An 11,467-nucleotide genomic window follows, 5' to 3' on the forward strand; every position below is an offset into this window, starting at 1 on the left:
GCGGAGATCCGAACGACCGGAACGGCGCAGGGGCCCGCTCAGCCGACGCCGGCGTAGGAGTGCAGGCCCGTGACGACGAGGTTGACGAAGAACAGGTTGAACACCATGACCGCGAAGCCGACCACGTTGATCACCGCGGCACGCCGCCCGCGCCAGCCGGCGGTCGACCGGGCGTGCAGGTAGCAGGCGAAGACGACCCACGCGATGAAGGCCGTCGTCTCCTTGGGGTCCCAGCCCCAGTAGCGACCCCAGGCGGCCTCGGCCCAGATCGCGCCGGTGATCACGGCGAACGTCCAGATCGGGAAGGCCAGCGCCGTGGCGCGGTAGGCGACGCGGTCGAGGACGTCGGCGGCGGGCAGCCGCGCGGTCCAGGCCAGCCGGGTCGGGTGGTCGTCGTGCGCCGCGCGCAGCAGGTAGAGGCAGCTGGCGACGCCGGCGAGCAGCAGGATCCCGGACGCGATGACCGCCGCCGAGACGTGGATGACCAGCCAGTACGAGCGCAGGGCGGGCACCACGGGCGCGGTCTGGGTGTAGAGCACCGTGCCGGCCAGGAACATCAGCACGATCACCGGCAGCAGCACGAACACGCCGAGGCGGCGCAGGTCCGGGTGCCGGCGCAGCACGACCAGCCAGGCCGCGACGGCGACCAGGGAGATCGCCGCCGTGAACTCGTACATGTTGCCCCACGGCACGCGCTGCGCGGCGAACCCGCGCACCACCAGCATCGCGGCGTGCAGGCCGAACCCGAGGACGGTGAGCGAGACGCCCATCCGCCCGAAGCGCTCGGCGCGGGAGCGGGGCGCGCGGTCGGTGGGGGCGACGGGTGCGTCGTCCGGCCCGCTGCCCGTGCCGCCGCCGACCCCGACCGGTACGCGGGCCTCCGCGGCGGCCGGCTCGGTGCGCCGCAGGAGGCCGTGCTCCACGGCGTGCAGGATCATCGCGAGCACGTAGACGGCCAGCGCCGACCCGAACAGCAGGTCGCCGAACTGGCCCAGCTCCGCGTCAACGACCATCGTCGTCCTCTCCGTCGTCACCCCGGGGCGGCACGAGGTCCGCGGCCAGCCGACCGAACTCCTCGCCGTAGCCCGCCCGGTCGGTGCGGGCCAGACCCCCGAGTGCCACCACCGTACGACGGTCTGTCGTAGACGGCACGGCGGGGGCGGCGCGCACCCAGAAGCGGCGCCGCCGGATGGTCAGCGACAGCGTCAGCCCCCCGAGCAGGGCGATCGCCGCCACGAGCACCGCGGTCTGCGCGGGGTCGTGGGACACCTGCAGCGACACCCAGTTCTGCACGTCGTCGAAGCGCACGCGGGTGCCGTCGTCGAGGGTGATCTGGTCGCCGGGACGCATGTTCTCCCGCGCGACCCGCACGAGGCGTCCCTGGTCGACCATCCCCTGGTCCACCGAGAAGATCGACTGCGCGCGCCCCGAGTCGAGGCCCAGGTCGCCGCGCAGGACGTCGACGGCCACCTCGGGGTTGTTCAGCGCGGGGTACACCGAGGTCACGAGCCCGCCGCCGGACGAGGTCGGCGCGAACAGCCCGGTGATCGCGAGCTGCGAGCGCCGGCGCTGCGCCTCGTCCGTCACCCCGGGCGGATCGATCTTCGTGGCGCCCTCGGAGAGCAGCGTGCCCTGGTCGACGGGGCGCCACTGCACCAGCCCGGTGCGCTGCTGCCCGTCGGGGAACGTCACGGTGAAGCGCGGCGCGTAGCCGTGCCCGAGCAGGTAGACGCGCTCGCCGTCGACCCGCAGCGGGTCGTTGACCGCCAGCCCGTGGGGCGCCCAGGCGTCGTCGCCGCGCTGCACGGCCTCGGCGTCCTGGTAGCGCACGGCGGCGTCGAACGAGTCGGGCTGGCCGTCGGGCCGGAACGTCGCGCGGAAGCCGTCGACGGTCACGCAGAACGGGTCGAGGCCGGTGCCGTCGACTTCCATGCCGGGACGGAATGAGTCGTAGGCGTAGATGCCGGAGTTGCAGAACTCGCTGCCGTCGGCCATGACGATGACCTGGCCCTCGTAGCCGAACAGCCCCCCGACGGCGATGCCGCCGAGCAGGGCCACCAGGCTGAGGTGGAAGACGAGGTTGCCGACCTCGCGCAGCGCGCCCTTCTCCGCCGACAGCGTCCGCACGCCGTCGGGCTCCGAGCGCACCGCGACCCGCCAGCCGCGCAGGCGCCGGCGGGCGCGCTCGATGACCTCGTCGGGGTCCTCGTCCGCGGTGCCCTCGGCGTGGTGGGGCAGGCGGGCGAGGTTGCCCGGCACGGCGACGGGCTCGACGCGCAGCCCGCGCAGGTGCTCGAACGAGCGCGGGACGAGGCACCCGATGAGCGAGATGAACAGCAGCAGGTAGATCGCCGCGAACCACGGGGTGGCGAAGACGCCGAAGAACCCGAGGTCGTCGAGGACGGGGCCGAGGGTGGGGTGCGCGGTGAGGTAGTCCTCGACGGCGTTCGGGCTCGGCGTGCGCTGGGGCAGCACGGCGCCCGGCAGCGCGGCGACCGCGAGCAGGAACAGCAGGATCAGCGCGGTGCGCATGCTGGTCAGCCCGCGCCAGGTGTTGCGGACCAGCGCGAGCACCCGGCGCGCGGGACCGGGCGGCGACGGGGGCGGGCCGGCGTCGTCGGCGGGGGCCTGCGGCAGCGTGGTGGTCATGGTCGGCGGCCTAGAGGGGTGTGGTGAAGCCGGCGACGGGTCCGCGCAGCAGCGCGACGATCTCGGCCCACAGCCCGGTGGCGAGCAGCAGGCCGACCACGATGAGGGCGGCCCCGCCGACGACCTGGATGCGCCGGCTGTGCGCGCGCAGCCAGGCCTGGGCCCGCACCGCGCGCCCGGCGCCGAGGGCGATGAGCACGAACGGCACGCCGAGCCCGACGCAGTAGGCGAGCAGCAGCACGATGCCGCGCACCCCGGCCGCGCCCGAGTCGGTGCCGCTGGCGAGGGCGACGACGCCGGCGAGCGTGGGCCCGAGGCACGGCGTCCAGCCCAGGCCGAACGTCGCCCCGAGCAGCGGCGCCCCGGCCAGCCCGACCTGCGGCACGCGGTGCGGGCGGGTGTCGCGCTGCAGCGCGGGCACGAGCCCGAGGAACACCAGACCCATGGCGACCGTGACGACCCCGCCGACCCGTTGCAGGATCGCCTCGTTGGCCAGCAGCGCGTCGGCGAGCCAGACGATCGAGCCGAGCCCGACGACGAACACCACGGTGAACCCGAGGACGAACAGGACCGCGGCGCCCGCGAGGCGCAGGCGCCGCGGCGGGCGCCGGGTGGCCGTGGCCACGGGCAGCTCGCCGGTGACCGCCGCGCGGCGTTCGGCGGTCTGGGCGCGGACCTCGTCCTCGGTGACCGCCGGGGCGTCCGCCCCGACCAGCCCGGCGAGGTACGCGAGGTAGCCCGGCACCAGCGGCACGACGCACGGCGAGGCGAAGCTGACCGCGCCGGCGGCCACGGACAGCAGCACGGCGAGCAGCACGGGGCCGGACGTGGCCACCTCGGTCAGGTTCATACGACGTCCAGGGTAGGACGCGCGGGTCAGGCGCGCGTGGGCGCGGGCGCGCATCTCCGACGATGTGTCGTAGATCGTGCCGTCGCGGGCGCCGGTAATTCGGTGGCGCGCCCCCGTGGGGGCTCCTAGCGTCTCCGCCGTGGACATCGACTCCTGAGGCGCTCCGCGACCGTTCCGGTCCGCGCCCCTCCGCTGCCCCTCCCGCCGCCCGGCGCGGTGCTCGTGCACCCCGGGCGGTGTCCGGTCCGCACCCCCAGGAGGTCCTCCATGCGAGACACCACCCCGCACGCCCCGTCCACACCGGCCAACCGCGCCGAGCGCCGCGCCGCCGCCCGCGGCCGGTCGGCGGGCGGCAGCACGCCACCCCCGGCGCGCTCGCAGGGTCCGCGCGAGCGCACGAAGCCCGTGCACGTCCGCACGGACTTCGCCGCCCGGCGCACCGGCTGACTCCCGTGTCCCGCCCGGTCCGGCCCCTCGAGGCCCGGCCGGGCGGGACCTCAGCCGTGGGCGCCCGGGTACTGGCCGGGCGCGGCGTGCCCGTTCGCGGCCGGTCCCGACCACGGGGCCGGCACGTGGCGCAGCTGCTCGGCCTGGCCCTTCTCGATCCACTGGTGGAAGCCGCACGCCGTGCACTGCGTGGCGTAGCGGGTCCGCACCGGGAAGAGCGGGATGAAGAACAGCGTGAACTTCGTGACGGCCTTGAGCACGGCGTTCGCGGCCGTGCGCCGGCAGTTCGCGCAGGTCAGCACGACCATCGCCAGCTGCGCCACGGTCCGGCGGGTCCCGAATATGATCATGTGGCGCTCCTGTCCGTCGGTGGCGGGCGAGCCTACGGGCGTGATCGTCCGGGCGCTCAGCTCGCCGGCGGAGGCTCGGCGGCGATCCGGTCGACGACGGGCTGCAGGTCCGAAGCGAGCACCGCGGTGAGGAACACCGCGGCCACGCGGTGGGACCGGTCGAGCACGATCGTCGACGGCACCGCGTTGCGCGGGTACCCCCGCAGGGCGAGCAGTGAGCGTCCCGGCGGGTCGTAGATCGAGGGGTAGACGACGCCCCGGTCGCGGACGAAGTCGGCGGCGGCCTCGCGCTGGTCACGCACGTCGATGCCGAGGAACCGGACGCCCCGGGGCGCGGACGCCGTGGCGACCTGGTCGAGCGCGTCGGCCTCGGCGCGGCACGGCCCGCACCACGATCCCCAGACGTTGAGCACCACGACCTGGCCGCGCGCGTCCTGGCTCGACAGCGGCCGGCCCGGCTCGAGCAGGCTCTCCCCCGTCACCGCGGGCAGCACGCCGCGAGTCTCGGGCGGGTCGTAGACGACGGTCGTGCGCCCGCCCGTGCCCCCGAACTCGAACGTGCCCTCGGACGGCGCCGACGAGCACCCGGCCAGGAGCAGGAGCCCGGCGAGCGCCAGCAGGACGGCCCGCACCGTCACGCCCCCGTCGACGCCGGGTCGCTCGCGCCGCCGGGCTCGGCGTAGGCGATGTCGACGAGGCTCTCGTCGTCGAACACGAAGCTGGTCACCGAGCCCAGCGAGCACTCCCGCTTGCGCGGGTCGTGCCAGAGCCGCTCGCCGGCGAGGAAGCGGCGCAGCGTCCAGATCGGCAGCTGGTGGGAGACGCACACCGCCTCGTGACCCGCGGCGAGCGCCCGCGCGCGGTGGGCCGCGCCGAGCATCCGGTGCGCGATCTCGAGGTACGGCTCGCCCCACGACGGCCGGAACGGGTTGCGCAGCAGCGGCCAGTACTCCGGGTTGCGCAGCGCCCCGTCTCCGACCGAGACGTGCTTGCCCTCGAACGCGTTGCCGGCCTCGATGAGGCGGTCCTCGGTCACCGGCTCGAGGCCCAGCGTCGCGGCGATCGGCTCGGCGGTCTCCTGCGCGCGCTGCATCGGCGACACGAGCAGGGCCGTGACGTCGGCACCCGCGAGGTGCTTGGCCGCCCGGTCCGCCTGGGACCGCCCCTCGTCCGAGAGCCCGAACCCGGGCAGGCGACCGTAGAGGACCTTGTCGGGGTTGTGCACCTCGCCGTGGCGCACCAGGTGGACGGTGGTCCGCAGGGGGCTCACGCCTGCTCCGGCGCCGTCGCCGCAGCCGCCGCGCGCGCCGCCGCGGGCAGCGCGTCGGCGATCACCGAGAACGCGTCGTCGTCGAGCGCGGCGGAGATGAAGCACGCCTCGAACACGCTGGGCGGCATGTAGACGCCGCGGTCGAGCAGGGCGTGGAAGAACGGCGGGAAGCGCCAGGTCTCGGCGGCCTTCATGTCGGCGTAGTCGCGGCCGACGCCCTCGGCGAAGCGGATCGAGACGAGCGAGCCCGCCCGCTGGATCGTGTGCACGACGCCGGCCTCGGTGAGCGCGTCGGCGAACAGTCCGTGCAGTCGGTCGGCGTGCCCGTCGAGCGCGGTGTACACCTCGGGCGTCGCGTGGCGCAGGGTCGTGAGGCCGGCGGCGACCGCGACGGGGTTCCCGGCCAGCGTGCCGGCCTGGTAGACGGGGCCGGCGGGCGCGAGGTGGCCCATGACGTCGGCGCGGCCGCCGAACGCCGCCGCGGGCAGGCCGCCGGACATCACCTTGCCGAAGCAGTACAGGTCGCCGGCGACGCCCTCGAGGCCGTACCAGCCGGCGGACGAGACGCGGAAGCCCGTCATCACCTCGTCGACCACCAGCAGCGCGCCGTGCGCGTGGCAGAGCCGCTTGAGCCCGGCGTTGAAGCCGTCGTCCGGGGCGACCGCGCCCATGTTGCCCGCGGCCGCCTCGGTGATCACGCAGGCGATCTCCTGGCCGCGCTCGGAGAACGCGGCGGCGACGGCGTCGAGGTCGTTGTAGGGCAGGACGATCGTGTCGCCGGCCTGGGCGCCGGTGATGCCGGGGCTCGAGGGCAGCCCGAAGGTGGCGACGCCCGAGCCCGCCTCGGCGAGCAGCGCGTCGACGTGGCCGTGGTAGCAGCCGGCGAACTTGACCACGACGCTGCGCCCGGTGAAGCCGCGGGCGAGGCGGATCGCGCTCATCGTGGCCTCGGTGCCCGAGTTGACCAGGCGCACCTGCTCGACCGGCTCGACGCGGCGCACGAGCTCCTCGGCGAGGTCGATCTCGCCCGCGGTCGGCGTGCCGAACGACAGCCCGGCCGCCGCCGCCTGCTGCACGGCCTCGACGACCGCGGGGTGCGCGTGCCCGAGGATCATCGGACCCCAGGAGCTGACGAGGTCGACGTATCGGTTGCCGTCCGCGTCGGTCAGCCACGCGCCCTGCCCCGAGGTCATGAACCGCGGGGTGCCGCCGACCGACCGGAAGGCGCGCACCGGGGAGTTGACCCCGCCCGGGACGACCTGCTCGGCGCGAGCGAAGAGCTCGGCGCTGCGGTCGGCGCTGGCCGTGCCCGCGCTCGTCATCGCTGTGCTGGTCACGACGCCCACTCTCCCAGCCGCGCGCCGACCGCGCCGTGGCCGGGCGCGTGGCGCACAGCTCCCCCGGGCGCCGGGCGGGATGGTCAGGTCGGGAGCGTCCCGGCGGGCGGCGGGCCGAGCGCGCTGACCGTCCGGTCGACGGCGTCGCAGTCGGGGCCGGAGACCTCGATCGCGTAGGGCGCGGCGTCCCAGCCGAGCATCGCGCGGCACGTCGTCCCGTCCTCGCCACGGACGTAGGCGCCCTGACGCGGGCCGCCCATCGCGTTCCAGGAATTCACGTCGGCGTCGCCGTACGCCGCGCGGCGCGCGTTGGCCTCGCCGACGACGTCGCCTGCGTTGGGCCACCGCGTCCAGGTCACCGTGGTGCCCTCGGCGCCGGGGCAGGTGCGGGCCTGCAGCGGCGTGAGGCCCGAGCGGCCCGCGAGCGGGGTCGCCGATGCGCACCCGGTGCGCGCGGCGCCGGGGAACACGGCCTCCACGGCGCGCAGCTCCTGGGAGGTGGGCAAGGGGGACGACGCGAAGGTGGCGTTGACGCCGGCGCAGTCGGGGGTCTCGGTGTAGACCTGCACGACGTAGCGCAGCCCGGTGTAGCCGGCGACGAGGTTGCACTGCCCGTACGAGATGGCCTGCCAGTACGGGCCCTGGGTGGTGTTGGCGTTCTGCCAGGTCGTGATGCCGCCGTCCACCGACTGGTCCGATGTGTACGACGCAACCCGCGCCTCGGCGTCGGCGGCGGTCGACCAGAGCGTGTAGGCGAGGGTCGACGCGCCGCGGGTGCACTGCGCCACGGCCTCCGGCTGGGCGCCCCCGTTGATGCCGAACCCACTGACGTCGCCCGCGGAGCACCCGCTCGCGGTGCTGTCGGGGAACGCCTGCGCGAGCGTGATCGTGGGACCGAGGGCCAGCACGGGCGTGGTGCCGCCCTGGTTGAGGACGACGACCGTGGCGGTCACCGCGGCGACGAGCACGAGGGCCACCGCGACGAGACCGATGACGAGGCCGCGCCGGCGCCGCGGTTGCGGACCCTGCCTCCCGGGCGGCTGACCCGGCGGTCCCGGCGACCAGGGCGCGGTGCCGCGCTGCCCGCTGTCCCAGTGGACCTGCCCGCCCGACGGCGGACCACCCACGGGGAAGGGGGCCTGCGGGCCCGAGCGGTGCCCGCCCGGCGCGTACGGCGGCGCCCCCGACGACACCGGGATGCCCCCGGGCGAGGACGGCGGGCCCGTCGGCACCCAGGTCTCGCGGTGGCGCTCCGCGGTGCTGGGCCCGCCCGGCGGCGGCACCGGCTGCTCACGGGGCGGCGGCGCCGCGCGGCCGTCGAGCGCCCCCCGGGCGGCCTCGGCGAGCTCACCGGCCTCCGCGTACCGGTCGCCGGGCGACTTCGCGAGCCCGCGCAGCACGACGGCGTCGAGCCCCGGCGGCACGCCGGGACGGCGCACCGACGGCGCCACCGGGGTGACGCGCAGGTGCTGGTGCAGCATCGAGGGCATGTCGCCGTCGAACGGCGGCCGCCCGACCAGGGCCTCGTAGAGCACGACGGCCAGCGCGTAGACGTCGGCGCGCCGGTCGATGCCGGTGCCCTCGAACTGCTCGGGCGCCATGTAGGCCAGGGTCCCCAGCGCCGTGCCGGCCTCGGTGAGCGAGCGGCCGCCGCTGCTCTGCCCGAGGCGCACGATGCCGAAGTCGACCAGGTGCACGAAGTCCTGCCCGCGCGCGCTGGTGACGAGGACGTTGCCCGGCTTGACGTCGCGGTGCACGAGGTCGTGGGCGTGCGCGTCGTCGAGGGCGTCGGCGAGCTGGGAGACGATGCCGACCGCGCGCACCGGGTCGAGGGCCCCCTCCTCGCGCAGCAGCCGGGCGAGGTCGCGGCCCTCGATCAGACGCATGTCGAGGAACAGCCGGCCGTCGATCACCCCGAAGTCGTGGATCGGGACGACGTGGGGGGACGACAGCCGCGCGGCCGTGCGGCACTCGCGCTCGAAGCGCTCGCGGATCTCGACGTCCTCGGCCAGCTCGGGGGTCAGGCGCTTGAGCGCGACCGTGCGGTCCCGGCGCGTGTCGTAGGCCCGGTGCACCTCGCCCATGCCGCCGCGCCCGAGCCTGCCCTCGAGCCGGTACGGGCCGAACATCTCCGCCCGCGCGTCGGTCGGTTCCGCGGCGCGCCCACCCTGACCCGGCGAGCCGTCCGACACCGTCATCCCTGTCTCCCCCTCCGGGACCGTGGGTCACAGGCCCCGGACCCGGACGGAGGATACGGCCGTGGGGCCGCCCTGGCGATCACTCTCGGCGATCGGATCCCGGGGAGCTCGCGGCGTGCGCGGGGTCGGTCCCGGCCACCGGCGCGGGGGCGGTCTCGACCGGTACCTCCGCCGGCTCCGGGGCGTGCCGGAGCCGCCGCAGCGCGGGCACGGCCCACAGGCCCGTGAGCACCGCGGCGACGCCCGCGACCGTGCCGGCGAGCAGGAACCCGCCGACGAGGTGCACCTGGCGGATCGGCGTGACGAGCAGGCCGCCGGTGGTCTCGCGGACCTCGACGCCCGCCACGAGCAGCGCCACCGCGCCGGCGGCGAGCACGACGGTCGCGGCCGCGAGGAGGAGGGCGGTGCGGCGACGGGGGTCGCTCACGAGGTGGCCCGCGAGCGCAGCAGGTCCTCCAGCGCACCCCGCAGCGCGCCGGCGTCCCGGGCCCAGGCCACCGCGCGGGTGCCGTCGGTCAGGCGCAGCACGACCGGCCCGTGCCGGCGCGGCACCACCGGGCCGTCGCCCAGCACGCGGACGCCGTAGTGGTCCTCGTCGGCGGGGCGCAGGGAGCTGACGTGCGACATCGGCAGGCGGGTGCTGCCCTGCACGAGCGTCGACGCGGTGAGCTCCACCCGCAGGAACCGCCGGCGGCTGCGCACGAGCACGAGCGTGTAGAGGAACACCAGCAGGCCGACCCCGAGCCACAGGGGCACCGAGGGCCCGCCCGGCGCGAGGCTCTCGAGCGCGATGCCGGCGAGGGCGAGCAGCGGGCCGAACAGCAGCACCCAGGGCCGCGACCCGGACTCGGCGTAGAGGACGGGCTCGTCCTCGGGAGCCTGCGTCGGCTCGGCGCTCACGGCCGCCGCCCGAACCACGCCCGCGCAGCGGGCAGGTGCAGCAGCACCGCGCCGACGACGAACGCGACGAACCAGACGCCGCCGACGCCGAGGAACGTGACCTGCACGAGCCCGGCCAGGGCGAGCACGGCGCCGAGCACGGTGAGGCCGGCCCGCGCGGCGCGCGAGCCCCCGGCCAGACGGCGGGCCGAGATCACCGTGCCCACGCCGCCGGCGGCGAGCACGATCATCGCGGCGACGAAGGCGACCAGCCCGGTGTCCGGGTCGGGGGTACCGAACAGCAGCCCGTACCCGAACAGCAGCGCGGTGCCGAACATGAGGACGCCGAGGATGATCCACAGCACGACCGCGGCCGTGACGACGCCCGGTCGCCCCGGCTCCTCCTCGGGCGGCGTCACCGTGGTGCGGCCCCCGGCTCGCTCGGTCACCGTCAGCGGTCCAGCCAGGTCGTGGCCTCGGTGGCCCAGTAGGTGAGCACGACGTCGGCGCCCGCCCGGCGGATCGCGGTGAGCGACTCGAGGATCGTGCGCTCGCGGTCGAGCCAGCCCCGCTCGACCGCCGCCGAGATCATCGCGTACTCCCCCGACACCTGGTACGCCGCGACGGGCACGTCGACGGAGTCGGCGACGCGGCGCAGGACATCGAGGTAGGACATGGCCGGCTTGACCATCACCATGTCCGCGCCCTCGTCGAGGTCCAGGGCCACCTCGCGCGCCGCCTCGCGGGCGTTGCCCGGGTCCTGCTGGTAGGTGCGCCGGTCGCCCTGCAGCTGCGAGTCGACGGCCTCGCGGAAGGGGCCGTAGAACGCGCTGGCGTACTTGGCCGAGTAGGCGAGGATCGCGGTGTCGCGGTGCCCGGCCTCGTCGAGCGCGCGCCGGATGACGCCGACCTGGCCGTCCATCATCCCGCTCGGGGCCACGACGTGGGCACCGGCCGCGGCCTGGGCCACCGCCATCTCGCCGTAGATCGGCAGCGTCGCGTCGTTGTCGACGCCACCGTGCTCGTCGAGCACGCCGCAGTGGCCGTGGTCGGTGAACTCGTCGAGGCAGGTGTCGGCCATGACCGGCAGCGCGTCGCCGACCTCACTCCGCACGTCGCGCAGGGCGACGTTGAGGATGCCGTCGGGGTCGGTGGCCCCGGAGCCGACGGCGTCGCGCCGCGCGGGCACGCCGAACAGCATGATCCCGCCGACCCCGGCCGCCGCGGCCTCGGCCGCCGCCTTGCACAGCGAGTCCCGCGTGTGCTGGACGACGCCGGGCATCGAGGTGATCGGCTTCGGGGCGTCCAGGCCCTCGGCGACGAACACGGGCAGGACCAGGTGCCGCGGGCGCACGTCGGTCTCGGCGACGAGCCGGCGCAGGCCGGGCGTCGCCCGGAGGCGGCGCGGGCGGTCGGTGGGGAACACGGCGGTTTGTCCTCCGGACGTGTGCGCGCTCTCCGTGCTCCCTGGCACGGGATCCTATTCA

The 11,467-nt window shown here is 75.8% G+C and carries 13 protein-coding genes; 1 reads left to right on the plus strand and 12 read right to left on the minus strand.

The features are described from left to right. Nucleotides 1–38 precede the first annotated feature (38 nt). Genes ccsB through ACQPX6_RS27420 form a run of 3 tightly spaced genes read right to left on the minus strand, consistent with a single transcriptional unit; the run spans nucleotide 39 to nucleotide 3,499 of the window. Nucleotides 39–1,013: a c-type cytochrome biogenesis protein CcsB gene (ccsB, locus tag ACQPX6_RS27410; protein ID WP_433783891.1), complete on the minus strand. Its 975-nt coding sequence runs from the start codon at nucleotides 1,011–1,013 to the stop codon at nucleotides 39–41. Further along, nucleotides 1,003–2,649 (minus strand): cytochrome c biogenesis protein ResB, encoded by a 1,647-nt coding sequence (resB, locus tag ACQPX6_RS27415; protein WP_433783892.1) that lies wholly within the window; start codon nucleotides 2,647–2,649, stop codon nucleotides 1,003–1,005. The genes ccsB and resB overlap by 11 nt, the downstream gene beginning before the upstream one ends. A 10-nt stretch (nucleotides 2,650–2,659) precedes the next feature. Beyond that, complete coding sequence (locus ACQPX6_RS27420; protein ID WP_433783893.1) at nucleotides 2,660–3,499, minus strand: cytochrome c biogenesis CcdA family protein; 840 nt, start codon at nucleotides 3,497–3,499, stop codon at nucleotides 2,660–2,662. A gap of 267 nt (nucleotides 3,500–3,766) precedes the next feature. Between ACQPX6_RS27420 and ACQPX6_RS27425 the strand changes: the two genes are divergently transcribed. After that, nucleotides 3,767–3,946 carry a hypothetical protein gene (locus ACQPX6_RS27425; RefSeq protein WP_433783894.1) on the plus strand — a complete coding sequence of 60 codons (180 nt, stop codon included), beginning with the start codon at nucleotides 3,767–3,769 and terminating at the stop codon, nucleotides 3,944–3,946. Nucleotides 3,947–3,996: 50 nt separating this feature from the next. Here ACQPX6_RS27425 and ACQPX6_RS27430 read toward each other — a convergent pair whose 3' ends face one another. The 9 genes from ACQPX6_RS27430 to hemB all read right to left on the minus strand — a co-directional run bounded on the left by ACQPX6_RS27430 (nucleotide 3,997) and on the right by hemB (nucleotide 11,406). After that, nucleotides 3,997–4,296, minus strand: coding sequence for a zinc-ribbon domain-containing protein (locus ACQPX6_RS27430; protein WP_433783896.1), 300 nt, complete (start codon nucleotides 4,294–4,296; stop codon nucleotides 3,997–3,999). Nucleotides 4,297–4,352: 56 nt separating this feature from the next. Beyond that, the gene (locus ACQPX6_RS27435; protein ID WP_433788373.1) at nucleotides 4,353–4,928 is read right to left on the minus strand and encodes a TlpA family protein disulfide reductase; all 576 of its coding nucleotides are present in this window, start codon (nucleotides 4,926–4,928) and stop codon (nucleotides 4,353–4,355) included. Nucleotides 4,929–4,930: 2 nt separating this feature from the next. Next, nucleotides 4,931–5,557 carry a histidine phosphatase family protein gene (locus tag ACQPX6_RS27440; protein ID WP_433788374.1) on the minus strand — a complete coding sequence of 209 codons (627 nt, stop codon included), beginning with the start codon at nucleotides 5,555–5,557 and terminating at the stop codon, nucleotides 4,931–4,933. A 5-nt stretch (nucleotides 5,558–5,562) separates the two neighbouring features. Beyond that, a complete protein-coding gene (gene hemL / locus ACQPX6_RS27445) occupies nucleotides 5,563–6,888 on the minus strand; it encodes a glutamate-1-semialdehyde 2,1-aminomutase (RefSeq protein ID WP_433788375.1) in 1,326 nt (441 codons plus the stop codon). Nucleotides 6,889–6,986: 98 nt separating this feature from the next. After that, entirely contained in the window at nucleotides 6,987–9,101 is a 2,115-nt protein-coding gene (locus ACQPX6_RS27450; RefSeq protein WP_433783897.1) for a serine/threonine-protein kinase, read from the minus strand. A gap of 79 nt (nucleotides 9,102–9,180) precedes the next feature. Further along, nucleotides 9,181–9,528 (minus strand): hypothetical protein, encoded by a 348-nt coding sequence (locus tag ACQPX6_RS27455; RefSeq protein WP_433783898.1) that lies wholly within the window; start codon nucleotides 9,526–9,528, stop codon nucleotides 9,181–9,183. Continuing rightward, the gene (locus tag ACQPX6_RS27460; protein ID WP_433783899.1) at nucleotides 9,525–10,001 is read right to left on the minus strand and encodes a hypothetical protein; all 477 of its coding nucleotides are present in this window, start codon (nucleotides 9,999–10,001) and stop codon (nucleotides 9,525–9,527) included. Before ACQPX6_RS27460 ends, ACQPX6_RS27455 begins: the two co-directional genes overlap by 4 nt. Then, complete coding sequence (locus tag ACQPX6_RS27465; protein WP_433783900.1) at nucleotides 9,998–10,429, minus strand: hypothetical protein; 432 nt, start codon at nucleotides 10,427–10,429, stop codon at nucleotides 9,998–10,000. The genes ACQPX6_RS27460 and ACQPX6_RS27465 overlap by 4 nt, the downstream gene beginning before the upstream one ends. A 2-nt stretch (nucleotides 10,430–10,431) precedes the next feature. Continuing rightward, nucleotides 10,432–11,406, minus strand: coding sequence for a porphobilinogen synthase (hemB, locus tag ACQPX6_RS27470; protein ID WP_433783901.1), 975 nt, complete (start codon nucleotides 11,404–11,406; stop codon nucleotides 10,432–10,434). Nucleotides 11,407–11,467: the final 61 nt, after the last annotated feature.

Origin of the sequence: Actinomycetospora sp. CA-101289 (assembly GCF_050955895.1) — a bacterium.
Lineage (GTDB): Bacteria > Actinomycetota > Actinomycetes > Mycobacteriales > Pseudonocardiaceae > Actinomycetospora.